At 72.2% G+C, this 22,573-nt stretch carries 21 protein-coding genes, 1 tRNA gene and 1 pseudogene; 9 read left to right on the top strand and 14 right to left on the bottom strand.

Annotated elements, in window-relative coordinates; all coding sequences use genetic code 11:
• Positions 1 to 34 precede the first annotated feature (34 nt).
• The 3 genes from OHQ87_RS27055 to OHQ87_RS27045 all read left to right on the top strand — a co-directional run bounded on the left by OHQ87_RS27055 (position 35) and on the right by OHQ87_RS27045 (position 3,245).
• On the top strand, positions 35 to 553 hold the full coding sequence (locus tag OHQ87_RS27055; protein WP_328342418.1) for an MSMEG_6728 family protein: 519 nt from the start codon (positions 35 to 37) through the stop codon (positions 551 to 553).
• Between the two features lie 58 nt (positions 554 to 611).
• Positions 612 to 2,138 (top strand): FAD-dependent oxidoreductase, encoded by a 1,527-nt coding sequence (locus tag OHQ87_RS27050; protein WP_328342417.1) that lies wholly within the window; start codon positions 612 to 614, stop codon positions 2,136 to 2,138.
• Positions 2,139 to 2,801: 663 nt separating this feature from the next.
• Complete coding sequence (locus OHQ87_RS27045) at positions 2,802 to 3,245, top strand: HNH endonuclease (protein ID WP_328342416.1); 444 nt, start codon at positions 2,802 to 2,804, stop codon at positions 3,243 to 3,245.
• Positions 3,246 to 3,480: 235 nt separating this feature from the next.
• Here OHQ87_RS27045 and OHQ87_RS27040 read toward each other — a convergent pair whose 3' ends face one another.
• Together OHQ87_RS27040 and OHQ87_RS27035 are read right to left on the bottom strand one after the other, a co-directional pair.
• A complete protein-coding gene (locus tag OHQ87_RS27040) occupies positions 3,481 to 4,251 on the bottom strand; it encodes an enoyl-CoA hydratase/isomerase family protein (RefSeq protein WP_328342414.1) in 771 nt (256 codons plus the stop codon).
• A gap of 114 nt (positions 4,252 to 4,365) precedes the next feature.
• Entirely contained in the window at positions 4,366 to 6,747 is a 2,382-nt protein-coding gene (locus OHQ87_RS27035; RefSeq protein WP_328342412.1) for a M4 family metallopeptidase, read from the bottom strand.
• A 168-nt stretch (positions 6,748 to 6,915) separates the two neighbouring features.
• On the opposite strand from OHQ87_RS27035, the gene OHQ87_RS27030 reads away from it, so the two are divergent.
• Together OHQ87_RS27030 and OHQ87_RS27025 are read left to right on the top strand one after the other, a co-directional pair.
• The gene (locus OHQ87_RS27030) at positions 6,916 to 7,482 is read left to right on the top strand and encodes a hypothetical protein (RefSeq protein ID WP_328342411.1); all 567 of its coding nucleotides are present in this window, start codon (positions 6,916 to 6,918) and stop codon (positions 7,480 to 7,482) included.
• A 79-nt stretch (positions 7,483 to 7,561) separates the two neighbouring features.
• On the top strand, positions 7,562 to 8,212 hold the full coding sequence (locus OHQ87_RS27025) for a hypothetical protein (protein ID WP_328342410.1): 651 nt from the start codon (positions 7,562 to 7,564) through the stop codon (positions 8,210 to 8,212).
• 112 nt (positions 8,213 to 8,324) lie between these two features.
• Here the strand turns inward: OHQ87_RS27025 and OHQ87_RS27020 are convergent, their stop codons facing one another.
• The 4 genes from OHQ87_RS27020 to OHQ87_RS27005 all read right to left on the bottom strand — a co-directional run bounded on the left by OHQ87_RS27020 (position 8,325) and on the right by OHQ87_RS27005 (position 9,991).
• Positions 8,325 to 8,747, bottom strand: a complete 423-nt coding sequence (locus tag OHQ87_RS27020; RefSeq protein ID WP_328342409.1) for an ASCH domain-containing protein — start codon at positions 8,745 to 8,747, stop codon at positions 8,325 to 8,327.
• Between the two features lie 59 nt (positions 8,748 to 8,806).
• The gene (locus OHQ87_RS27015) at positions 8,807 to 9,226 is read right to left on the bottom strand and encodes a VOC family protein (protein ID WP_328342407.1); all 420 of its coding nucleotides are present in this window, start codon (positions 9,224 to 9,226) and stop codon (positions 8,807 to 8,809) included.
• Between the two features lie 35 nt (positions 9,227 to 9,261).
• Positions 9,262 to 9,666: a helix-turn-helix domain-containing protein gene (locus OHQ87_RS27010; RefSeq protein ID WP_442930607.1), complete on the bottom strand. Its 405-nt coding sequence runs from the start codon at positions 9,664 to 9,666 to the stop codon at positions 9,262 to 9,264.
• Positions 9,667 to 9,914: 248 nt separating this feature from the next.
• A tRNA-Thr gene (locus tag OHQ87_RS27005) sits at positions 9,915 to 9,991 on the bottom strand.
• A 366-nt stretch (positions 9,992 to 10,357) separates the two neighbouring features.
• Here OHQ87_RS27005 and OHQ87_RS27000 point away from each other — a divergent pair.
• Positions 10,358 to 11,449, top strand: coding sequence for an ABC transporter ATP-binding protein (locus OHQ87_RS27000; RefSeq protein ID WP_328342403.1), 1,092 nt, complete (start codon positions 10,358 to 10,360; stop codon positions 11,447 to 11,449).
• A 193-nt stretch (positions 11,450 to 11,642) separates the two neighbouring features.
• Here the strand turns inward: OHQ87_RS27000 and rlmB are convergent, their stop codons facing one another.
• Together rlmB and cysS are read right to left on the bottom strand one after the other, a co-directional pair.
• Positions 11,643 to 12,788 (bottom strand): 23S rRNA (guanosine(2251)-2'-O)-methyltransferase RlmB, encoded by a 1,146-nt coding sequence (rlmB, locus tag OHQ87_RS26995; RefSeq protein WP_328342402.1) that lies wholly within the window; start codon positions 12,786 to 12,788, stop codon positions 11,643 to 11,645.
• The gene (cysS, locus tag OHQ87_RS26990; RefSeq protein WP_328342401.1) at positions 12,788 to 14,203 is read right to left on the bottom strand and encodes a cysteine--tRNA ligase; all 1,416 of its coding nucleotides are present in this window, start codon (positions 14,201 to 14,203) and stop codon (positions 12,788 to 12,790) included. The genes rlmB and cysS overlap by 1 nt, the downstream gene beginning before the upstream one ends.
• A gap of 63 nt (positions 14,204 to 14,266) precedes the next feature.
• Between cysS and OHQ87_RS26985 the strand changes: the two genes are divergently transcribed.
• Positions 14,267 to 14,944, top strand: a complete 678-nt coding sequence (locus OHQ87_RS26985) for an IclR family transcriptional regulator (protein ID WP_328342399.1) — start codon at positions 14,267 to 14,269, stop codon at positions 14,942 to 14,944.
• Between the two features lie 89 nt (positions 14,945 to 15,033).
• Here OHQ87_RS26985 and OHQ87_RS26980 read toward each other — a convergent pair whose 3' ends face one another.
• The 3 genes from OHQ87_RS26980 to OHQ87_RS26970 form a co-directional block, all read right to left on the bottom strand.
• Entirely contained in the window at positions 15,034 to 16,725 is a 1,692-nt protein-coding gene (locus tag OHQ87_RS26980) for a S8 family serine peptidase (RefSeq protein WP_328342397.1), read from the bottom strand.
• An 89-nt stretch (positions 16,726 to 16,814) separates the two neighbouring features.
• Positions 16,815 to 17,504 (bottom strand): HAD family hydrolase, encoded by a 690-nt coding sequence (locus tag OHQ87_RS26975; RefSeq protein ID WP_328342395.1) that lies wholly within the window; start codon positions 17,502 to 17,504, stop codon positions 16,815 to 16,817.
• Between the two features lie 145 nt (positions 17,505 to 17,649).
• Complete coding sequence (locus OHQ87_RS26970) at positions 17,650 to 18,612, bottom strand: EamA family transporter (protein WP_328342393.1); 963 nt, start codon at positions 18,610 to 18,612, stop codon at positions 17,650 to 17,652.
• 77 nt (positions 18,613 to 18,689) lie between these two features.
• Here OHQ87_RS26970 and OHQ87_RS26965 point away from each other — a divergent pair, with 77 nt between their 5' ends.
• Both OHQ87_RS26965 and OHQ87_RS26960 read left to right on the top strand, forming a co-directional pair.
• Entirely contained in the window at positions 18,690 to 19,235 is a 546-nt protein-coding gene (locus tag OHQ87_RS26965; protein ID WP_328342391.1) for a CGNR zinc finger domain-containing protein, read from the top strand.
• A 654-nt stretch (positions 19,236 to 19,889) separates the two neighbouring features.
• Positions 19,890 to 20,171: a hypothetical protein gene (locus OHQ87_RS26960; protein WP_328342389.1), complete on the top strand. Its 282-nt coding sequence runs from the start codon at positions 19,890 to 19,892 to the stop codon at positions 20,169 to 20,171.
• Between the two features lie 123 nt (positions 20,172 to 20,294).
• Here OHQ87_RS26960 and OHQ87_RS26955 read toward each other — a convergent pair whose 3' ends face one another.
• From OHQ87_RS26955 to OHQ87_RS26945, 3 genes and pseudogenes are all read right to left on the bottom strand, one after another.
• A complete protein-coding gene (locus OHQ87_RS26955; RefSeq protein WP_328342388.1) occupies positions 20,295 to 21,704 on the bottom strand; it encodes a class II fumarate hydratase in 1,410 nt (469 codons plus the stop codon).
• 283 nt (positions 21,705 to 21,987) lie between these two features.
• Positions 21,988 to 22,273, bottom strand: a pseudogene (locus OHQ87_RS26950) (type II toxin-antitoxin system Phd/YefM family antitoxin); the annotation flags it as partial.
• A 43-nt stretch (positions 22,274 to 22,316) separates the two neighbouring features.
• Entirely contained in the window at positions 22,317 to 22,559 is a 243-nt protein-coding gene (locus OHQ87_RS26945; RefSeq protein WP_328342387.1) for a hypothetical protein, read from the bottom strand.
• Between the last annotated feature and the right edge of the window lie 14 nt (positions 22,560 to 22,573).

The following is a 22,573-nucleotide window of genomic DNA, read 5'->3' as shown; positions in this document are numbered from 1 at the left end:
GCATGTCGGACCCGGTGGTGGGTAGAGCAGCGCCGTGCAGACGTTCCTGCCGTACCCGGATTTCCTGGCCAGCGCGCGGGTCCTCGACCAGCGCCGGCTGGGCAAACAGCGGGTGGAGGCGATCCAGGTGCTGCGCGGGCTGACCCGGCCGGGCTACGGCTGGCGCCACCACCCGGCGGTGAAGATGTGGGCCGGTTACGAGGAGGCCTTGACCCGGTACGGGTTGGACGTGTGCGCGGTGTGGTGTGCACCGGGTCGGGCGGACACCTGCGCGGCGACCCTGGTCACCGACCTGACCGCCGCCCGGGGCACCGGTCGGGTACGCAGCCAGGCCGAACTGGCCGCCGCCGGTGAGCTACCGCCCTGGCTGGGCCGCGACGACCTGCACCTGAGCCATCGGTCCTCGCTGCTGCGCAAGGATCCGGACCACTACCGCCCCAGGTTCGGCGACATCCCGTCCGACCTGGAGTACGTCTGGCCCCCATCCGACCGTGCCCCGCTCGCCGCCGGGCGACCCGCCGACGCCTCCGCTGGCGGTGGCGGACCTGCCTGACCGGGCCGGATCGAGCCTGGTCAGGCAGACTGGAGGCCCCTCGGGTCGGAAGGTGCACATGGCGCTGTCGCAGAAGCTGGGTCGACTCATCGGCGTACGCGAGCACGAGGTGGACCCGGGCGGCGGTGGTGCCCCCCGGGTGGCCCGGCCGACCACGGCCGTGGTGGTGGGTGGCGGGATCGCCGGCATGTCGGCGGCGGTGGTGCTCGCCGAACGCGGGGTGGACGTCACCGTGCTGGAGGCCGCGCCGACGCTTGGCGGCCGGCTCGGCGCGTGGCCGGAGGCGCTCGCCGACGGCAGCCAGGTCAACGAGCACGGCTTCCACGCGTTCTTCAGGCAGTACTACAACTGGCGGTCGATCCTGCGGCGGGTCGATCCGACGCTCGGTTTCCTCAAGCCGATCCCCGGCTACCCGATCCTGTCCGCGCAGTGGCCCACCGAGGAGTTCGGCAGGCTGCCCCCGGCCCCGCCGGCCAACCTGCTGGCGCTACTGCTGCGCAGCCCCAGCCTGCGCCTGACCGACCTGCGCCGGATGGACCGGGACGCCGCGTTGCCGCTGCTCAGCTACGACCCGGTGCGCACCTACGCCGAGTTCGACGACACCACCGCCGACGCGCTGCTCGCCTCGCTGAAACTGCCGGACCGGGCGCGGGCGATGCTGTTCGAGGTCTTCTCGCACTCGTTCTTCAACCACGAGACCGAGATGTCGGCCGCCGAGATGATCGCCCAGTTCCACTTCTATCTGCTGGGCAACCCGGAGGGGTTGGCGTTCGACTGCCCCGACGAGGACTACGCCACGGCGATCTGGCAGCCGCTGACCCGGTACGTGGAGAAGCACGGCGGTCGGGTGCGCACCGAGGTCGCCGCCGCCCGGCTGGACCGGGGGTCGGACGGCTGGCGGGTCACCGACGCCGACGGCACGTCGTACCCCGCCGGGCACGTGGTGCTGGCCGTCGACCCGCCGGCGCTGGCCGCGCTGGTCACCGCCTCCCCCGGCCTGGTCGCGGCGGCGCCCGGGCTGGTGGCGCGGATGCCCGCGTTCGGTCGGCCCGGCCCGCCGTACGCGGTGGCGCGGTACTGGCTCGACGGGGACGTCCGGGCCGACCGGGCGGTGTTCAGCGGGGTGTCCCGCCAGCCCACCCTGGACTCGGTGACCCTCTACCACCGGCTGGAGAACGAGTCCCGGCGGTGGGCGCAGCGCACCGGCGGCGCGGTGGTGGAGCTGCACGCGTACGCCTGCGACGAGGGGGTGCCGGCCGGGGAACTGGCCGAACGGATGCGCACCGAACTGGTCACGCTCTGGCCGGAGGTCGCCGGACTGGGGGTGCGGGAGTTGCGCGCCCGGGTCGAGGCGCAGGCTCCGGCGTTCACCCCGGGCAGCCACCCCGGCCGACCCGGGGTACGCACCGACGCCGACGGCCTCTATCTGGCCGGGGACGGCATCGGCACCGACTTCCCCAGCGCGTTGATGGAGCGGTCGGCGGCGACCGGGATCATCGCCGCCAACCACATCCTGCGCGCCGAGGGGGCCGCCGCCGAACCGGTCCGCTCCATCCGCCCCCGGGGGCTGCTCGCCGGCCGGTAGCGGGTTCACTCGCCGGCCGGTAGCGCCGGGGCCGGACTGGGTGCCGCCTGCGGACGCGCCGCACTGGAAGCTGCTCGCCGAGGACTCGGTCTATTTCCTGCCGGAACCCGAAGGCCCAGCGGTACTCGAGCATCGATCTCGAACAGGTCGACCGCACCCCGGTCACCTACTGCCAGCCGGATCCTGGCGAGCCGACGGTGGTCAACTACGTCCGGATCGACCACAACCGCTACCAGGCGACGCCGGCCTCGGTCGACGTCACCGTCTGGTCGGTCCGCTCGTAGCCGTGCTCCGTGGGCGCGCTACGGCAGGGTGGCGGTGGCGCGCATCGAAATGCGTTGCCCGCCTGCGTCGCCGCGCCTACCGTGATCCACGCAAGGTCAACCAGTCGAATCGGGAGCACGCCCATGACGTCGCCGCACCTCACCAGCGCGTGGTCGACGCTACCCATCGACGGTTGCCGAGCCGAACACCCCTGGGACGGGACCCCCGACTGACGCGTGCCCTTCGCGCCGGCCGCCCGTCCCATCCGAGGACCGGGCGGCCTTCGTCGTCCGGGCCGCCACGCGGGCCCGGCGGCGGGTTCGTCCCGGCCGGCTCCACTGCGGCCGGGCGACCTCGCCGACCGGTCCGATCGACCACCGACCGCGAAGGGAGAGCCCGGTGGACGCCGTCCTCGTCATCAACGCCGACCTCGGCCCGCTGCACCGGGTCACCGTCCAACACGCGATCCGGATGCTGTGCCGCCGGGTCGCCGAGATCCACGAGGCCGAGCCGGACCGGGTGATCGGGATCTTCCCCGTCCCCCGGGTGGTCCGCCTCGTCCGGTACGTCGTCACCCGCTGGCGGTTCAGCGCCGGTCCGGCCTGGTCCCGGGCCGGGGTACTGCGCCGCGACGGTGGGCGGTGCGCGTACTGCGGCGGGTCGGCCGGCACCGTCGACCACGTGCTGCCCCGCTCGCGCGGCGGTCGGAACAGCTGGCGGAACACCACCGCCGCCTGCTACGGGTGCAACCAGCGCAAGGGGGACCGGACGCCGGCCGAGGCCGGCATGCCGCTGCGCCGGGAGCCGGCGACGCCGACCTGGGCGAGCCTCGCCGGGCGGTGACGGGACCGGCCGGCGGGCACAGGGGGTCGCGTCGGGGTACGCCCCGGCGCGACGCCCGCCGGCCCCCGGCACTCCGACGAACCGCCCACCGGCCCCGCCACTCCCACGCGCCGCCCTTCGACTCACCATCGCGGATGTAGTGGTATCCGCCCCGCCCCGTTACCACTACATCCGTGCTGGTGCGACCTGCCGCCGGTGGCAGCCGGGCGGCCGACGGTCAGCGGGCGGCCAACGGTCAGTGGGCGGCCGACGGGGACCAGGGAAAGTCGGGCGTACGGCGTTCGTGGTGGGCGGCGACCCCCTCGCGGGCCTCGCCGCTGTCCCGCGCCTTCCGGTGCCACCAGGCGATCCGGGCCGGGCTGGCCCGGTCGTCGACGATCTCCTTGGCGGCGGCGATGCTGAGCTGGGAGCGGGCGGCGATGGCGGCGGTGATCGCGGTGACCCGGCCGGGCAGGTCGTCGGCCACCTCGTCGGCCAGGCCGACCCGCAACGCCCGTTCGGCGTCGATCAGCTCGGCGGTGAAGAGCAGGAACTTGGCCGTGGACGGGCCGACGAGCCGGGTCAACCGCCGGGTGGTGGGTGCCGGGTAGACCAGCCCGAGCCGGGCCGGCGGCACCCCGAACCGGGCGTCCGGGGCGACGATCCGCAGGTCGCAGGCGACCGCGAGCAGACAACCACCGCCCACGCAGGGGCCCTGCACCGCCGCGACTGTGGGCTTGGCGAAAGCGGCCAGCCGCTCCTCGGCGGCGACCGCGATGCCCGCGTCCCCGTTCGCGTCCAGCAGCTCGTCCAGGTCACCGAGGTCGGCACCGGCGCAGAACGCCCCGTCGGCACCGGTGAGCACCAGTGCGCGGACGGCCGGGTCGGCCTCCAGCCCGTCCAGCAGCACAGGCAGCCGTCGCCACATGTCCGGGGTCATCGCGTTGCGCCGGGCCGGGTTCCGGATCGTCACCGTCGCCACCGCGCCGGTCACCTCGACGGTCAGCTCCGCATCCGACACCGCCACCACCTCTCTCGTCGCGCCACCGGCACGTGCCGTGCCGGTGCGGCGACCATAACGGCGCGGGCCCGGCGACCACCCACGAGGGGTGGCCGCCGGGCCGCCGACGCAGGGATCAGGTCAGGAGACGTCGAGCGCGGTGTCGTCGACCACGAACGACGTCCGCAGCGAGGCGTCCTCGGTGCCGGTGAACTTGAGGGTCACGCTCTGGCCGGCGTACGCGGCCAGCGAGAACGAGCGCTGGGTGTAGCCGGCGGCCTTGTTCAGGTTCGAGTAGGTCGCCAGGGTCGCCAGCACGGTGCCTGAGGAGTTGAGCACCTGCACCGTCAGCTTGTCGTACGCGGTGGTGGTGGTGACCTCCACCGAGTCGATGTGCAGCCAGAAGCTGAAGTTGTACGACGCGCAGCCGGCCGGCAGGCTCACCGACTGGGTGAGCGTCTCGGTGAGGGTCCGGCCGGTGCCGCCCAGCCAGGCGTTCCAGGTGCCACCGTGGGTGGGCTGGCTGGCGCCGTTCTGCCCGATGACGCCCGAGCTGGCCGCCCAGACCGTGTTGCCGGACTCGAAGCCGGGGTTGCCCAGCAGCTGGCCGGCGGTGCAGCTGCCACCGACGCTGCTCACGGTCAGCGTGTAGCTCGCCGAGTGGGCCACCGCGCCGGTGCCGGTGACCGTCACCGGGTAGCTGCCGGCCGGGGTGCCGGCCGAGGTGGCGATGGTCAGGGTCGACGCGGCGCCCGAGGTCACCGAGGCCGGGCTGAACGACGCGGTCGCGCCGGTCGGCAGGCCGGACGCGGAGAACGTCACGGTCTGCGCGGTACCGCTGGTGGTCGCGGTGGCCACGGTGGTGGCGACCGACCCGCCCGCGGTCACCGAGCCGGAGGTCGGGGAGAGCGAGACGGAGAAGTCGTTGCCGGTCGAGGAGCACGGGGCGTCGCTGCCGGACACCGCCACCGCGGTCCACGCCGCCTGGACGGCCTTGTACTCAGTGGAGCAGCTGCCGTACAGGTCGGTGGCCGCCTTGAGGCTGTAGGCGCGGGCGGTGTTCGCCGGGGTGCTGGTGTTGACGTACGACGTGTTGGAGGTGAAGTACACGTCCAGTGCGCGGAACCAGATCTTCTCGGCCTTCTCCCGACCGATCCCGGTCACCGCCGCAGCGGAGCCGCAGACCGGCGAGGTGCCGTACGACGTGGCGCCGGTGCCCTCGGCGAGGTCGAAGAAGAAGTGGTTGCCGACGCCGGAGGAGTAGTGCACGTCCTTGTTCTTGGTGCTGGTGGTCCAGCAGGAGTCGGACGAGCCGTCCAGCGACGGGTTGTACATGTAGCGCAGCGGAGTGCCGTTGCCGTTGATGTTGATCTTCTCGCCGACCTGGTAGTCGCCCGGATCGCTCGGCGCGGCGGCGTAGAACTCCACCATGTTGCCGAAGATGTCGCTGGTGGCCTCGTTGAGGCCGCCAGACTCGCCGGAGTAGACCAGGCCGGAGACGGCCTCGGTGACGCCGTGGCTCATCTCGTGGCCGGCCACGTCGAGGGAGACCAGCGGGCGGGCGTTGCTGGCACCGTCGCCGTAGGTCATCTGGGCGCCGTCCCAGAAGGCGTTGATGTAGTTCCGGCCGTAGTGCACCCGGCTCGGCACGCCCGTGCCGTTGCCGAAGATGCCGTTGCGGCCGTGCACGTTCTTGAAGTAGTCGAACGTCTTGGCCGCCCCGAAGTGGGCGTCGACCCCGGCGGACTGCCGGTTGGCGTTGGTGCCGTCGCCCCAGGCGTTGTCGGCGTCGGTGAAGGTGGTGCAGGTGGAGGTGCCGTTGTTCATGTCGCAGGTGCGGCCGTTGCCGTGCGACGGGTCGATCATCTGGTACGTGCTGCCGGAAAGCGTGGTGTCGATGCTGACCGTGCCGGTGTAGATGCCCTGGCCGCTGCCGACCACCGACTCGATCTCGTCGTGCGAGCTGGTGACCCGGCCGGTGCTGGCGTCGGTCACGACGTGCAGCTTCGACGGGGTCTGTCCGTCGGCCTTCCAGCCGGACAACACGGTCTCCCAGGCGAGCCGGCCCTTGCCGGAGGTGGCGTCGACGAAGAGCTCCGGTGCGCCCACCTCGGTGATCGTGCCGGAGAACGCCTTGCGCGCCATCGCCTTGGCCGCCGCCGGGGAGATCTTGGCGGTGGTGCCGAGGGTGAGCGGAGCGGCCAGGCCGACCGAGGTGCCGGCGAGGGTGCCGTCGGGCGCGGTGTGGATGACGAAGTCACCGCCGTGGACCCGCAACCCCTGGTAGGTCCGGGTGTACCGGGTGTGCGCCGCGCCGTTGGCGTCGACCTTGGTACGGACCGCCTGGTAGGCCTCTCCGCTGGTGCCCTGCACCGCACCCGGGTTGCTGCGCAGCAGGCTCTCGGCGCGGGCGGCAGGGGCGGTGTCGGGGGCGGCGGGGGCCGCGTGCGCTGTGGTGGCGACGCAGGTCAGCAGTCCGCTGGTGAGCAGAGCTGCGCTGACGGCGGCGAGGGGTCTTTTCACGTGCCCTCCTGGCAAGGGAAAGATGTGACGGGGGTGGTCACGCATGTAGATATAGCGATACATCGAAGAAAAGAGAAGGGGTGGAGCAATTCCATGACACGACACTGCCCGAACGGGGGATGGGTGTTACTGAGGGAACCGACCGGTGTCGATGCGCGTCCCATCAGGATGAGAGCATCCGCCCTGGTCCTGATCAAGATCTCGATCACCGTCAGCCTGTTGACCGGCTGCTCAGCGACCGACCCGGGCAGACCTGCGCCGTCGCCCGTCACCCCCACCGGCACGGCCGGCACCGCCGCCTCGACCCCCACTGCCGTCCCGACCGCCACTGCCGCCTCGACCCCCACTGCCGGCGACGCCACCGCGAACGGCACCGAGGCGGCGGAACCCGCCCCCGCCCGGATCACCCTGACCCGCTCCGGCGGCTTCGCCGGAAACCGTGACACGGTGACCGTCGAGCCCGACGGTCGCTGGAGCACGACCGACCGGTCCGGCACGGCGCGTACCGGCCGACTCACCCCGGCTCAGCTCGACCGGCTCCGGGCGCTCACCGGCCCGGCCACCCGCAGCAGCGGCGGCGGCCCACCCGATGCCCGCTGCGCGGACACCTTCACCTACCGGCTGACCGTCGGAACGCGCAGCGTCGACTGGACCGACTGCCCGGACGGTCCCCAGCCGCCGGCCGCCGCGCCCGAACTGGCCACCCTCCTGCTGAAGACCACCGCGACCGGCTGACCACGGTCGCGGTGGGCGTCAGGCTTCCGGACGGTGCAGATCGGATAACCTACCCGCTCCGATTCCTGCGAGGAGCGTTGTGCCGAAGAGACGACCCGCCGGTCCGCGTCGACCAACCGTCCTGACCGGTCTGCACACCCGGTTCGGCCTGGCCGGGGCGCGTCGGCGGTTCGGCCTGGCCGGGGCGCTGCCGGCCGTGACCGCCACCGTCCTGGCCGCCGGTTGCGCGGTGTCCGACGTCGGACGGCCGGCGGCCCCTGCCCCGACCCCGGCCGCCCGGACGCTGCGGACCCCGGACACCCTGCTGGGCCTGCCCCGCTCCGGTGCCCCGCTGCCAGCCGGGCTGCCCCGGTTCCGGCTGAACGAGCTGACCAGGGAGGCCGCCCCCGCCACCAGCACCGTCGAGGGGGCGTACAGCCGGGGGCGACCGGCTCCCGAGACGATCATGGTGAGCGCCGTCTCGGGCACGATCGCCGACCCGCAGGCCACCCTGGCCCGGCTGCTGAAGCCGTACCAGATTCCCAAGCCCAGGACGGTCGAGTTCGGGCGGTTCGGCGGCGAGGCCCGGTGCGGGCGGGGACGTACCGCCGACGAGGGTCACCTCACCGCCTGCGCCTGGGCCGACCCGGAGGTCGCCGGCGTGGTGGTCTTCCTGACCGCGACCAAGCAGCCCGACCGCAAGGAGGACTTCCTCACCGTCCGGGACGAACTGGAACGGCCCACCGGCTGACCGGCCGGCCACACCCTCCGGCGGTGGACCACCTGGAACCCGCTGCCACGCGGCCCGCACCGGGGCCGCCACGGTCACGCCGCGCCGTCACCCCGCGACGGGGTCCCCGCCCTCATCCGACCACCCGGAAACGCTCGGCCACGGCGGAGGTGTCGTCGTCCACCCGGAAACCGGCGTCACCGAGCCAGCCGAGGTAGTCCGACCCGTGCCAGAACTCCTCGTGGCCGGCCCGCCAGGCAGCCACCGAGTCGTACCCCTCCCCCTCGTCCCGGGCATGGTCGAGGTCGATGTCCCCGAGCCGGACCACGCGGACCTCGATCACCTCGATCACCGCGACCGGGCGGTCGGCGGAGTCGACCACCACCGCCCGGTCACCCACGGCGGGCAGCGGCTCGCCGTCGCGCTCGTAGTCCTGGAGCAGGCCGGTGGTGGAGGTCTTCTCCCCGCTGAGCACGGCGGCCACGAGTTGGTCGCGCAGCGGACCGGGAAAGGCGAACTCGCACTTCGGCAGATCGGGGAGGCTCGGCGTGGTCACCGGGCGACGGTAGCCCGGCGACCACACCCCGCACACCCCGGTTTCGCGGCGACGCCGCGTCAGCTCCGAGGAAACATCTGGCCGATCCGGATCCGGTTGCCGAACGGGTCGCGGATGCCGAAGTCGATGCCGTACGGACGCTCGGTCGGCTCGTCGGTGATGTCGACCCCCTTGCCGACCAGATCCTCGTACGTCTTGTGGGCGTCGTCGGTGGTGATGCTCAGCCACCCGCCGATCGCGCCCTTGGTCAGCAGTTCCCGGACCTGCTCGGCGGTCGCCGGGTCCAGCGCCGGCGGGCCGGGCTTCTCCAGCAGCACCTCCCGCTGCGGGTCGCCGGGCACGTTGACCGTCAGCCACCGCATGAAGCCCAGATCCTGGTCGGTGTTGACCTCGAAACCCAGCTTGCCGACGTAGAAGTCGAGCGCCTCGTCCTGGTCGAGGACGTAGAGCTGGGAACGGGTGATCGCGTTCATCGTCATGCCGGGAACGCTATGCCAGGCCCCTGACCTGCTGCTTATCCAAAACTGCTGGGCCTGGTCCAGGCCTTGGCGAAGCAGCTCGGCACCGGCCCGTCGCCCGCCGACCGGCTGCTGCGGTATTCGGTGGGCGACTCGCCGACGATCTGCCGGAAGGTGCGGCTGAACGAGCCGAGGCTGCTGAACCCGACGGCGAAACAGATGTCGGTGACGTCCCGATCGGTCTCCACCAGCAGCGACATCGCCCGTTCCACCCGACGTCGTTGCAGGTAGCGGTGCGGGGTCTCGCCGAAGGTGGCCCGGAAGGTGCGGATGAAGTGCGCCTCGGAGACCAGCGCGATCCGGGCCAGCGCCGGGATGTCCAGCGGCTCGGCGTAGGCCCGGTCCATCGCGTCCCGGGCCCGCAACATGGCCCGGTTCGACTGTTCCACCGCACGACTCATCGGCCCCCGCCCGTCGTCCTAGCTCCGCGCCGACCAGGTTACCCAGCCGGACCGACCGACGTGGTCCCGCCGCGACCGGGAGAGGCGGTCACCGCCGGCGGCACCGTGGCCGCTCTGCCGGAGCGGATCACCGTCCGGACCGGAAGTGACCATCCCGTCGCCGTCTGCGGTGCAGGGCGACCGGCCGGGTTCCGGCCATGTCGACGCATCGACATGCGGCAACGCCAGTGGCGGCCGTGCTGTGGAATTGGAGCCCCCGGCCGGGATCGAACCGGCGACATCTCGCTTACAAGGCGAGTGCTCTGGCCAGCTGAGCTACAGGGGCGCGTGGTGCGAGGTCAGCATAGCGACTGACGTCGGGAAATCCCGGCCGGCAGGGTCCCCGAGCATGGAAAACGTCAATCTCGCACCCGTCCCACCGACGAATCGGTTCGCCGGACCCCCGTCGAGCGAGGGGATTGATGCCCGGCCGTGCCCGCCTGACCGAAATGCGTATGCCGTCCGTCCCACTCGGTGTATCCCGTCTTGGCACGAGTGGAAATCCCGTTTACCGTGCAGTGACACGGATGACACCCCGGGCCGGCTACGGTCGTGCCCCGGGTGCGGTCCGCGGGTCGGCGCCGTGGGCGCCGACAGCTCCTTCACTCGGATCGTCCGGCACGTTCCTGCCGGTGAAAGGAAGCGCACCACCATGGCTACGGTCACGTACGCGAAGGCGTCCCGGGTCTACCCGGGCACCGAACGCCCCGCGGTCAACCAGCTCGACCTCCAGATCGGCGACGGGGAGTTCCTCGTCCTGGTCGGCCCGTCGGGTTGCGGCAAGTCCACCAGCCTGCGGATGCTCGCCGGCCTGGAGGACGTCGACGACGGCGCGATCTACATCGACGACCGGGACGTCACCCACCTCCCGCCGAAGGCCCGCGACATCGCTATGGTCTTCCAGAACTACGCCCTCTACCCGCACATGTCGGTGTACGAGAACATGGCGTTCGCCCTCAAGCTGCGCAAGACCCCCAAGGCCGAGATCGACCGGCGGGTCAAGGAGGCGGCCGGCCTGCTCCAGCTGGAGGAGTACCTCAGCCGCAAGCCGAAGGCGCTCTCCGGTGGTCAGCGTCAGCGGGTCGCGATGGGCCGGGCGATCGTCCGCGAGCCGCAGGTCTTCCTCATGGACGAGCCGCTGTCGAACCTCGACGCCAAGCTCCGTGTGCAGACCCGTACCCAGATCGCCTCGCTCCAGGCGAAGCTCGGCATCACCACGGTCTACGTCACCCACGACCAGGTCGAGGCCATGACCATGGGTCACCGGGTGGCGGTCATGCTCGACGGCGTCCTCCAGCAGGTGGACACCCCGCGGGCGCTCTACGACACTCCGGCCAACGTCTTCGTCGCCGGCTTCATGGGCTCCCCCGCCATGAACATCAAGACCGTCCCGCTGAACGAGCGGGGCGCGGCCTTCGCCGAGCTGCACATCCCGCTGACCCGCGAGCAGGTCGAGGCGGCCCGGGGCGAGGGCGGCGGCGACAAGGTCACCGTCGGCTTCCGCCCGGAGGACTGCGACCTGGTCAGCCCGACCGAGGGCGGCATGCCGGTCGTGGTCGAGCTGGTCGAGGACCTCGGCTCGGACGCCAACGTCTACGGTCACGCAGCGCTGGAGGGCCACGAGGAGCGTTTCGTGGTCCGCACCGACCGGCGGACCATGCCGAACATGGGTGACACCGTGTTCGTCAAGCCGCGCACCGGCAACACCCACCTTTTCAACGCCACCACCGGTCACCGCATCTGATTCCACCGCGAGTAAGGGGCGGTCCGCTTCGGCGGGCCGCCCCTTACTTCGTGACTTCCTCCCGGCGTGGGTGCCCGCGCCCGGAAGGACCGGCGGCGGGGCACAGCAGGGCCGCTGCCGCTCCGGCCCCGCCCTCAGCAACCCGGGCCGGTCGTCCGCAGACCCACCGGCAGCCCGGCAGAGCCGGAGTCGGTCAGCCTTCCGCAGCGCGGCGGCGGGCCACCTCGGCGAGGGTGACGGCGGCGGCGACGCTGGCGTTCAGCGACTCCACCTCGGAGATCATCGGGATGCTGACCGTCAGGTCGCAGGTCTCCCCCACCAGCCGGGACAGCCCGCGCCCCTCGGAACCGACCACCACGACCAGCGGGCCGACGGCGGCCTCCAGGTCGTACAGGTCGGTGTCGCCGTCGGCGTCCAGGCCGACCACCATGAAGCCGGCCTCCTGGCACGCCTTCAACGACCGGGTCAGGTTGGTGACCTGGGCCACCGGCACCCGCGCCGCCGCTCCGGCGCTGGTCCGCCAGGCGGTCGCGGTGATCCCGGCGGCCCTGCGCTCAGGTACGAACACACCCTGCGCGCCGAACGCGGCGGCCGACCGGATCACCGCGCCCAGGTTCCGCGGGTCGGTGACCCCGTCCAGGGCGACAAGCAACGGGGCGGTCTGCTCCAGCGCGGCCGCCACCAGGTCCTCGAAGGGCTGGTAGGCGAACGGTGGCACCTGGAGGCCGACGCCCTGGTGCAGCACACCACCGGTCATCCGGTCCAGCTCGGCCCGGCTGATGTCCAGGATCGCGATGCCCCGGTCGGCGGCCGTCCGGGTGATCTCGTTGATCCGGTCGTCGGCGTCGATGCCCTGCGCGGTGTAGAGCGCGGTCGCCGGCACCTGGGCGCGCAGCGCCTCCAGCACCGGGTTCCGGCCGACCAGCAGCTCCGGGGTGTCCCGGGACGGGTTGGACTTGCGCCCCGGCGCGACCCGGGGACCACCCCGGCCGGTGCCTGCGCCGTTCCGGGCGCTCCCGCCACCCCGACCGCCCGCGCCGGCCCGAACCGGGGCCATCCCACGGGTGCCCCTGCCCCAGGTGGTGTCCTTGGTGCCGGGCTGGCCGATCTTGGGGGCACGCCCCTCCTCGACCGCCGCCCGCCGCTCCTTGTCCTGCTTCCAGGCGGTGCGCTGGGGCAGCTTCTCGGTGCCCGAGTACGCCTTGTGCCAGGGCCGCTCGTCGGCGGGCAGGGTCTTGCCCCGGCCCGCGAGGGAGTCCTTGTTCTTGCCACCGGAGCCCTTGGGGGCACCCGCCTTCGACGCCAGTCGCCGGCCACGGCGCTGCGAGTTGCCGGCCATCAGTCCTGCTCTCCAATAGTCCAACGGGGGCCCTGGGGGGTGTCCTCGACCACCACACCGGCCTGCTTGAGCTGGTCGCGTACGGCGTCCGCGGCGGCCCAGTCCTTGCGGCTGCGGGCCTGCGCGCGCTGTTCGAGGGCCAGCGCGATCAGGGAGTCCACCACGCCGCGCAGGTCGTCGGTGCGACCGCCGTCGGCCCAGGCCGGGTCGAGGGGGTCCACACCGAGGATATCCAGCATCGCCCGGGTGGCGGCGAGGGTCGTGCGGACGGTCACATCGTCGCCGCCGGCCAGCGCGGTGTTGCCGTCACGCAGGGTCGACTGGAGGACGGCGAGCGCGGCGGAGGTGTTGAGGTCGTCGTCCATCGCGGCGACGAACGCGGCCGGCAGCTCCCCGAGCTGCCCGGCACCGACCCGCTCGACGGCCCGCTGGACGAACCCCTCGATCCTCCGGTAGGCCACCGCCGCCTCGCAGAGCGCGTCCTCCGAGTAGTCGATCCGGGACCGGTAGTGCGCCGCCGCGTAGTAGTAGCGCAGCTCCACCGGGCGCACCCCGAGCGAGTCGACGTAGCTCAGGTCGAGGGCGTTGCCCAGCGACTTGCCCATCTTGGCGCCGCCGATGCTGAGCAGCCCGTGGTGCACCCACCAGCGGGCGAAGGGCAGCCCGGCGGCCTGCGACTGGGCGATCTCGTTCTCGTGGTGCGGGAAGGTCAGGTCGAGCCCGCCGCCGTGGATGTCGAACTCCGCGCCGAGGTAGCGCAGGCACATCGCCGAGCACTCGATGTGCCAGCCGGGGCGGCCCCGGCCCCACGGCGAGGGCCAGTAGGCGTCGGCCGGCTCGTCGGCCTTGACGCCCTTCCAGAGCGCGAAGTCCCGTGGATCCCGCTTGCCCCGCTCCGGGGCGTCCCCGGCGGACTGCATGTCGTCAGGCGACTGACCGGACAACGACCCGTACGCCGGCCAGGAGGCCACGTCGAAGTAGACGTCGCCGGACCCGTCGGTGGCCGGGTAGGCGTGACCGGTATCGATCAGGCGGGCGATCAGCTCGTGCATCTCCGGGATGTGCCCGGTGGCCCTCGGCTCGTACGTCGGCGGCAGCACGTTCAGCGCCCGGTAGGACCGGGCCAGGATCAGCTCGTTGACGTACGCGATCGACCAGAACGGACGACCCTGCTCCTGCGCCTTGACCAGGATCTTGTCGTCGATGTCGGTCACGTTGCGGATGAAGGTGACCTCGAAGCCGACGGCCGACAGCCAGCGCCGCAACACGTCGTAGTTGACACCGGAGCGAAGGTGACCGATGTGCGGCGGCGCCTGGAGGGTGAGACCACACAGGTAGACCCCCACCTTGCCGGCTTCCCGCGGGACGAAGTCCCGCACCGATCGAGCGGCGGTGTCATACAGGCGTAGCGTCACCGCACCAGGGTAGCTGTCCGCGCTTTCCGGGGTCGGCCCGAGCCGGGTCGTACGCTGCCTGCTGTGAGGACGACGGCACCGGCAGGTGAGCCGGGGGACGCGACGCCTGCGGGCGGGGAGACGGCGCAGACCTTGGACCGGGGGCTACGTCTGCTGCACCTGGTGGCCGATGCACCGGGCGGCTTGACCGTCACCGAGGCCGCCCACCAGCTCGGTATCGGCCGGGCCGCCGTCTACCGGCTGGTCGGCGCGTTGACCGGGCACGGAATGTTGCGTCGGGGCGGTGACGGTCGGCTGCGCCTCGGCGTCGGCGTGCTGCACCTGGCCCGGCGGGCCCAGCCGCTGCTGGCGGAGGGGGCACTACCCGCGCTGCGTCGCCTCGCCGAGCAGACCGGGGCGACGGCGCACCTGACCGTGGTGGAGGGCGACGAGGGGGTGGCCCTGGCGGTGGTCGAGCCGAGCTGGACGTCGTTCCACGTGGCGTACCGGCCGGGGACCCGGCATCCGCTGGAACGCGGGGCCGCCGGGCGGGCCGTCCTCGCCGGCCGGTCCGGCGTCACCGGCCCGGTGAGCACCGCCGGGGAACTCCAGGCCGGGGCGTACGGGGTGGCCGCGCCGGTGCTCGGAGTCCCCGGCCTGGAGGCGAGCGTCGGGGTGATCTCGCTGGCCCCGCTGCCTGTCGACACGGTCGGCCGGCAGGTCGTCATCGCCGCCCAGACGATCTCCACCGCCCTGTCCTGACCAGCCCCGCCGTGAAGTCCTCACCCGACGCGGGCGGAGAGGCCCGGACGACCGACTGGTCGTCCGGACCTCTCCCGGGATGTCGAGCGTCAGGGGGCGACGTTCGGCTTGAGCGGGCTGCGGACCGCGGCGTTCGCGTCCACGATGCCGTAGCCGTAGAAGCCGTTGAAGTTCAGCGAGCCGGCGCAGTACGCGTCGAACTCGGCCGGCCGGCCCTCGTTGGCGTAGCTCTGCAGGCGCGGTTCCGGACAGGCGCGCTCGGTGGCGGTCCGGTAGAGGTGCTGCTCCACCTTGGCCGGCGCCAGGCCGTAGCCGTCGCGGCCCTCCTTCTTGCCCCACTTGCTGACGATCAGCGCGGCAACCCCACTGACGTGCGGGGACGCCATCGAGGTGCCCTGGAGGTAGGTGTAGTAGCCGCACTCACCGGCGGTGGTGCACTGCTTGAGCACCGAGTTCTCGAAGCCCGGGACGACGTTGCCGTTCTCGTCCACCGAACCCTCCTCCTGGAGCACCTTCTTCGGGTACGTGGAGAGGATCATGTTGCCGTCGGTGCGGTGGGTGTCGGTACCGAAGCCGTCCCGGAACCAGCCACCCGGCGCGGCGACCGAGATCTGCTCGGTGCCGTAGTTGGAGTAATCGGACTTCTTGCCGGACGGGCCGACGGCGGACACCCCGATCACGTGCGGGCCCTCCACCGGGAAGTCCCAGCAGCTCTCGTTGTCGATCGGCCGCGGGTACGGGTCGGCGCCGTAGTCCGGGCTGGACACGTCGGTGCGGGGTGCGCCGAGGTCCTCGTGGTTGTTGCCGAGCGAGCCGACCAGGGTGACGCCCTTGTTGTGGGCGAAGTTCAGGGCCCGCTTCATCGCCTTGATGACGGCCCGCTGCTCGGCCTGCGACTCGGGCGAGTCGGCCGGGTTGGCGGTGCAGTTGTAGAGCCACGGGTCGACGTAGAACGACATGTTGACCACGTCGATGCCGGACTTGCCCGCATGCACCAGGGCGTTGACGACCGGGTCGAGGAAGAAGTACCCGGAGTCCTGGCCACCCTTGAGTTCCACCAACGAGACGTTCGGGGCGACGCCGGAGAGGCCGAACCCGTTGGCGGCGGCACCGATGGTGCCGGCGACGTGGGTGCCGTGCCCGCCGTCGTCGGTGCCGACCGGGTCGAGGCAGCTCGCCACCTCGCACGGGCCGTCGATGTCGACCATGTCCGGGGCGAAGTTGCGGGACAGCGCCCAGTTGAAGTTGGGCGCGAGGTCGGGCTGGCTGGCGTCGACGCCGGTGTCCAGGACGCCGACGGTGACCCGCTTGTCGCCCGGCATGACCTTGCGGGCCTTGTCGGCCCCGATCATGCCGAGGCCCCAGAGCTTGTCGTCGAGCGGGTCCAGCTTCTTGCCGTTGGCGTTGCCCTTGGCCTTGACCGCCTGCTTGGCCTGGGTCAGCAGGTTCTCCTGCTCGACCCGGTCCAGCTTGGGCTTACGGCCGATGGCCCGCTGCTCGGCCGCGCCGACCAGCGCGGGAGCGGCGGTGACCCGGCCGGCGAAGTCGGCCCGGTCGCTGGTGACCCGGTACAGACCGACGTCGTCCGTACGGGACACGACGGTGCCGCCGGCGGCACGGATCGCGGCGATCGCCGCGTCCGCCGAGACGCCGTCCTCGGCCACCACGGTGAACGTACGGCTGGTGGTCGGCCCGGCGTTCGCCGGGACGGTCAGGCCGGTCACCGTAAGTGCCAGGGCCGCCGCGGTCGCGACGGCTCCGGCGGTGAAGCGCTTGCTCACCACATCAGATCCTCTCGTTGAGGGACGTGGCAGCCATCCCATAGCACCGGCGACGATTCCGCCAGATACAAGTCGGATTTGGCCCCGCATCAGGCATTCGTCGGTTGCAGGCTGTGCAGCGCCGCCGGCAGCTCGACGAGCGTCCGCACCTCGGCGTCGGGGCGTACCCCGGGCGGGACCGGGAGGCCTTGGCGGTTGAGCCAGATGCCGCACAGGCCTGACTGCTGGGGGCCGAGCACGTCGTGGGCGATCGAGTCACCGACGTAGGCGATCCGCTCGGCCGGTACTCCGGCGGCGTCGACGACCGCCGCGTAGAAGGCCGGGTCGGGCTTCTTGGGCAGGCCGCCCTCGTGCGCGTACAACTCGAAGGCGAACTCGCCGGGCAGGCCGCAGCGTTCGGCCCGGCTGTTGCCGTTGGTGGCGTAACCGAGGGTGAAGTCGGCGCGCAACGCGGTAAGCGCCGGCAGTGTGTCGGGGTACGGGCGGCTGAGCGCGTACCGCCTGGCGAAGAAGAGTTCGGCGAACTCGTCGAGCTGGCCGACCAGCCCGGCCCGGTCGAGCGACCGGGCCAGCGCGGCCCGGCGGATCTCCGTCACCGGGGCGGCGGTCATCGAACCGAAGACCGCCTGCCAGTCGGACTCCACCTCGGCGAGGGTCACCCCGGCCGCCACCGGGGTCCGGCGCCGCATCTCCTCCAGTACGGCCACCAGGGCACCGGTGACCGCCGGGCGCAGGTCGATCAGGGTCTCGTCGGCGTCGAACACCACCACGCTGAGCATGTCCGACACTTTCTCACGTCGCCGTCACCGGTCACACCGAGCAGGTCCCCTGCCCTGCCGGCCCGCCGACCTGTGCCGGTGTCCGGCCCGCCGGCCCGTGCCGGAGTCGGCATCATGTCAGCGCCGGCCCGTGCCGGAGTCGGCGTCACGTCAGCGCCGGTTCGTCGGCCCGTGCCGGCGTCGGCCCGGTGCGGCCCTCGCGCAGTTCGTCGAGGCGGACCAGCGCCACCCCGGCGACGATCAGCGCGCCACCGGCGAGCTGCACCGGCACCGGTAGCTCACCCAGCACCAGCCAGGCGACGAGCACCGCGAACAGCACCTCGGTCAGCCCGACGAACGACGACAGCCGGGCCCCCAGGATGCGGGTCGCGGCGATCCCGGTCAGGTACGCCACCACGGCGGCGATCAGCGACAGCCCGATGATCGGGACGAGCCAGCTGGTGCGCTGCCCGGCGAAGTCGACCGCGCCGAAGGTGGCCCGCAACGGCAGCACCCCGACCAGGCCGAGAGCGGCCAGCACTGCTGCGCCGGCGGCCATTCCACCACTGGCCATGGTGACCGAGGGCAGCTCGGGGTCGACCCGGGCGGCGAGGACGAAGTAGCCGGCCAACCCGACGGCCGCACCGAGCCCCCAGAGCACGCCGACCGGGTCGAGCCGGCCCGCGCCGGTCAGGTCGAGCACCAGGCCGAGCCCGGCCAGCGCCGCGAGCGATCCGACCACGGTGAGCCGGCGGGGACGTTGCCCGTGCACCAGCCACATCCAGCCCACCACGAGGATGATGCCGAGGTACTCCAGCAGCAGGGCCACCCCGACGGGCAGGTAACGGACGGCGTTGAAGAAGCAGGCCTGGGCGGTCGCGACACCGAGCAGACCGAAGACGGCGACCGGACCGACGTTGCGGCGCAGCACTGCCGCCCGGCCGCGCAACGCGAGTGCCGCCGGGATGGCCAGCACCAGGGCGGCGAGGCCGACCCGGGCCACCACGACGGCCTCGGCGGACCAACCGGCCCCGATCAGTGAGCGGGCGAAGGTGCCTGAGGTGGCGAAGGTGACGGCGGAGAGCAGGGCGAGGGCCAGCCCGACGCCGTTGGTGGAGCGGTGCGGCATCGGGGGCCCTCCGGTGTGACATCAGCAAAGTAGCATTACGCCAGTGACGTTAGCCGCCGCGAACGACAGGGGTCAAGTTGCTTTTCGCCCATGACACGGAGTGCGGGCTGATCTCCGCCGCCGCCCTGGTCAACACCGACAGCCAGGACGGCGAGGGGCTGCCCGACATCGCCGCGCTGGATCGGTTCGTCGCCGCGCACCGGTGGAGCGGTCGGCACGCACACACCGAGGTCGAGCTGCGGGCCGTCCGGGCGCTGCGTCCCCGGCTGCGCCGACTCTGGGACGGCGACCTGCACACCGTCGTCGCCGTGGTCAACGACCTGCTCCGCGAGTACCGGGCGCTGCCGCAACTGATCCGGCACGACGACCAGCCGTACCACGTGCACGCCGTACCCCGGGACGCCCCGCTGGCCACCAGGATGGCCGTGGAGGCGGCGATGGCCGTCGCCGACCTGGTACGCGGCGACGAACTGGACCGGCTGCGGCACTGCGCCCGCCCCGACTGCGCCAACGTGCTGGTGGACCTGTCGAAGAACCGGTCCCGCCGGTTCTGCGAGGCGGGCTGCGGCAACCGGGTGGCGGTCAACGCCTACCGGGCGCGGAAGGCCGCCCGCCGCCCCTGAGCGGCAGCATCGCCGACCACACCGGAAGCCGACACGAGCCTTCACACGGTAGTGGTGTCATCAGCAGACTGTGGAGTGCGACATCGAGCGCCCCGCCCTCCGGGCGCGACGATGTCGTGGTGGGACCGCTCGCCTTCCGGCCGGCAGTCCCGTCGCCGGGGGAGACGACCAGCCGACCCACCATGGAGGCGACGCGATGCCCCGGCCCACCTGGCGACACCGGCTTGCCATGATGTTCCGACCCACCGGACGACGCCGAGCACCCGCACCCGACCGTCCCGCCCCGACCAGCCCCGAACCGGTCACCGGATCGGGTGTCGGACCAGATCCCGAACCGGCCGGATCGGCCCCCGGCTGGGAGGACACCACAGTGGCGTTCCCCCGGGTAGGACGCACCGGATGGCTGACGCGGGCGCAGGAGTGGCGGGCCAACGGAGGCCGCTGGTGAGCGCGCCGACCAGCCCGGCCGAACCGAACGGCCCGGCCCAGCCGGACAGGCTGGACGGCCCGGGCGGAGCGGGTGACCCCAGCGGGCCGGACCGCCCGGCCGAGCACAGCGGGCCAGGCGGGCCAGGCGGGCCAGCCGGGCCAGGCGGGCCAGCCGGGCCAGGCGGGCCGTACCGTCCAGATCAGGCCAGCGGGCCGGGCGGGAGGGTGGATGGTGTCGGGCATCCGCGCCGGCACCTGCCGCTACGGCCACTCTGGCTGTGCCGGGTGTGCGCCGGGCCATGGCCCTGCGCGACCGCGCGCCTCACCCTCGTCTCCGAGTACGCCCACGACCGGACCGCACTCCACGTCCATCTCTGTGCCGTCCTGCACGATGCCGCAGCCGACCTGTACCGCCTGCACCCGGACCCCGGCCCCGATCCGGCGACCCTCTTCGACCGCTTCCTCGCCTGGGTACCCCGCACCCACCCACCCGCAGAGCCGCAGTGACCCACTCCCGCGCCGCTGATCCAATCCCGTGGGGCTGATCGACTCCCGTGGGGTGATGTAGCGGTGTCAACGCCACCCCGACACCGCGATGTCGCCCCACAGGAGTCGATCATGCCGAGACGGTCAGGGGTGGGTCATGCGGAGCAGGTCGAGGGCCTCGTCGAGCTGGGTCTCGGTGAGTTTGCCGGAGTCGACGTGCCCCCGGGAGATCACCACTTCCCGGATGGAGACCTGCTTCGCCAGCGCCTCCTTGGCGATCGAGGCGGCCTCGTCGTACCCGAGGTGGCGGTTGAGCGGGGTGACGATCGACGGCGAGCCTTCCGCGTACGCCAGGCAGACCTCGGCGTCCGCGACCAGGCCGGCCACCAGGCGGTCGGCGAAGAGCCGGCTGGACGCGGCGAGCAGCTTGATCGATTCGAGCAGGTTGCGGCCCATCACCGGGAGCATCACGTTCAGCTCGAAGTCGCCCTGCGAACCGGCGAACGCGACAGCCGCGTCGTTGCCGATCACCTGCGCGCAGACCTGGCGCACCGCCTCGGCGACCACCGGGTTGACCTTGCCGGGCATGATCGACGAGCCGGGCTGGAGGTCGGGGATGCGCAGCTCCCGCAGGCCCGCGCGGGGCCCGGACCCCATCCAGCGTACGTCGTTGGCGATCTTGTAGAGCCCGACCGCGACGGTACGCAGCTGGCCGGACGTCTCCACCAGCGCGTCCCGCGCCCCCTGCGCCTCGAAGTGGTTGCGGGCCTCGGTCAGCGGCAGCCCGGTCGAGGCGCGCAGCTTCTCGATCACCTTGCCGGCGAAGCCCAGCGGGGTGTTGATGCCGGTGCCCACTGCGGTGCCGCCCAGCGGCAGCTCGGCCAGCCGGGACAGCGCCGATTCCAGCCGCTCGACGCCGTAGCGGACCTGCGCGGCGTAGCCCCCGAACTCCTGCCCGAGGGTGACCGGGGTGGCGTCCATCAGGTGGGTGCGCCCCGCCTTGACCACCGTCTCGAACTCGGCCGCCTTCGCCTCCAACGCCTCCGCCAGGTGTTTCAGCGACGGCAGCAGGTCCTCCACCACGAACTGGGTGGCGGCCAGGTGGATCGACGACGGGAAGACGTCGTTGCTGGACTGCGAGGCGTTCACGTCGTCGTTCGGGTGCACGTCCCGGCCCAGCTCCCGGGTGGCCAGGGTGGCGATCACCTCGTTGGTGTTCATGTTGGACGAGGTGCCCGAACCGGTCTGGAACACGTCGATCGGGAACTGGTCGTCGTACCCGCCGGCGGCCACGTGCGCGGCGGCGGTGGCGATGGCGGCGGCCACGTCCTCGCCGATCACGCCCAGCTCGCCGTTGACCAGGGCGGCGGCCCCCTTGATCTGGGCCAGCGCCTTGATCTGGGCCGGCTCGATGCCCCGACCCGAGATCGGGAAGTTCTGCACCGCGCGCTGGGTCTGCGCCCGCCACAGCGCCTCGGCGGGCACCTCCACCTCGCCCATCGAGTCACGTTCGATCCGGTAGCCCGCTGCCTCTGGAGTCGTCACCCGTACCATCCTGCCCCGGCCAGCGGCTACCTGCAGGAATGCCCGGGAGAAAGCGGGCGGGCGGGCGAGATCGCGCTGAAAGCAGCCGGGCGGACAAGATCGCGCTCGATCAGGGAAAGGTGGTGTCACTCGCAACCGGAGGCCACTCTTTCTAGGATCGAGCACGATCTTCGGCCTGCACCTTCGCCTTCGACACGGGCCCTGGGCGCGGGCTTCAGCGGCGAAGTTGCGCGGCTGTTTGTGCGGCCAGACCAGCACATCCCGGTCGATCTGAACCTTTACGCCGCCGCACCGCCGCACCGCCGGCCCGGTCGGCCAGCAGCGCTTCCACCTCGTGGGGATCAACTCCGAGCGACTCCAGAGCCGCCGACAGCGGCACGAACTGCCCCTCGGCACGAGAACGAGCGATCACCCGCCGAGTCCCTACGGTCTCGAAACGCCTCGATCTCCTCCCACTCGTCGATTCCGAGCAACACGGCCACGGGCCGCTCGTACTTGGTGATCATGACCGGATCCCCGGTGCGCTCGACCCCGTCCAACGCTCCGCCGGCGCCATCGCGGAACTCCCGCTGCCGTATCGCGGTACCGGCGGCACCAGGTCGATCTCGGTGGTCATGCCAGTCAGTCCTCTCCGTTGCGGATGATCTGCCGGACCCGCTCCCGGCTGTAGCCGGTGGCCGTCACGATGTCGACCTGACGTGTGTCGTCCCGGTCAGCGGCCCGGATCGCCTCGGCCAGCTCGGCACGCGCAGCTTTCACCTGGGCGCGGGCTTCAGCGATGAGCTTGGCCGCCCGCTCCTCGGCGCGGGGCACGCCGGCCTGCGCCGCGCGCAGCTTCCGTACCGCTGACTCCAGGTTGGTCACCTGACCATCTTCCC

Source organism: Micromonospora sp. NBC_00421, assembly GCF_036017915.1.
Lineage (GTDB): Bacteria > Actinomycetota > Actinomycetes > Mycobacteriales > Micromonosporaceae > Micromonospora.
Note: the sequence above shows the minus strand (reverse complement) of the source record. Positions and strands in the feature narration are given on the sequence as shown.

Coding starts and splice junctions, on each gene's coding strand:
- OHQ87_RS27050 (WP_328342417.1), top strand. CDS start 612: ATGGCGCTGTCGCAGAAGCTGGGTCGACTCATCGGCGTACGCGAGCAC.
- OHQ87_RS27030 (WP_328342411.1), top strand. CDS start 6,916: ATGAGAGCATCCGCCCTGGTCCTGATCAAGATCTCGATCACCGTCAGC.
- OHQ87_RS27015 (WP_328342407.1), bottom strand. CDS start 9,226: ATGACGATGAACGCGATCACCCGTTCCCAGCTCTACGTCCTCGACCAG.
- OHQ87_RS27010 (WP_442930607.1), bottom strand. CDS start 9,666: ATGAGTCGTGCGGTGGAACAGTCGAACCGGGCCATGTTGCGGGCCCGG.
- OHQ87_RS27000 (WP_328342403.1), top strand. CDS start 10,358: ATGGCTACGGTCACGTACGCGAAGGCGTCCCGGGTCTACCCGGGCACC.
- rlmB (WP_328342402.1), bottom strand. CDS start 12,788: ATGGCCGGCAACTCGCAGCGCCGTGGCCGGCGACTGGCGTCGAAGGCG.
- OHQ87_RS26975 (WP_328342395.1), bottom strand. CDS start 17,504: ATGCTCAGCGTGGTGGTGTTCGACGCCGACGAGACCCTGATCGACCTG.
- OHQ87_RS26970 (WP_328342393.1), bottom strand. CDS start 18,612: ATGCCGCACCGCTCCACCAACGGCGTCGGGCTGGCCCTCGCCCTGCTC.
- OHQ87_RS26955 (WP_328342388.1), bottom strand. CDS start 21,704: ATGGTACGGGTGACGACTCCAGAGGCAGCGGGCTACCGGATCGAACGT.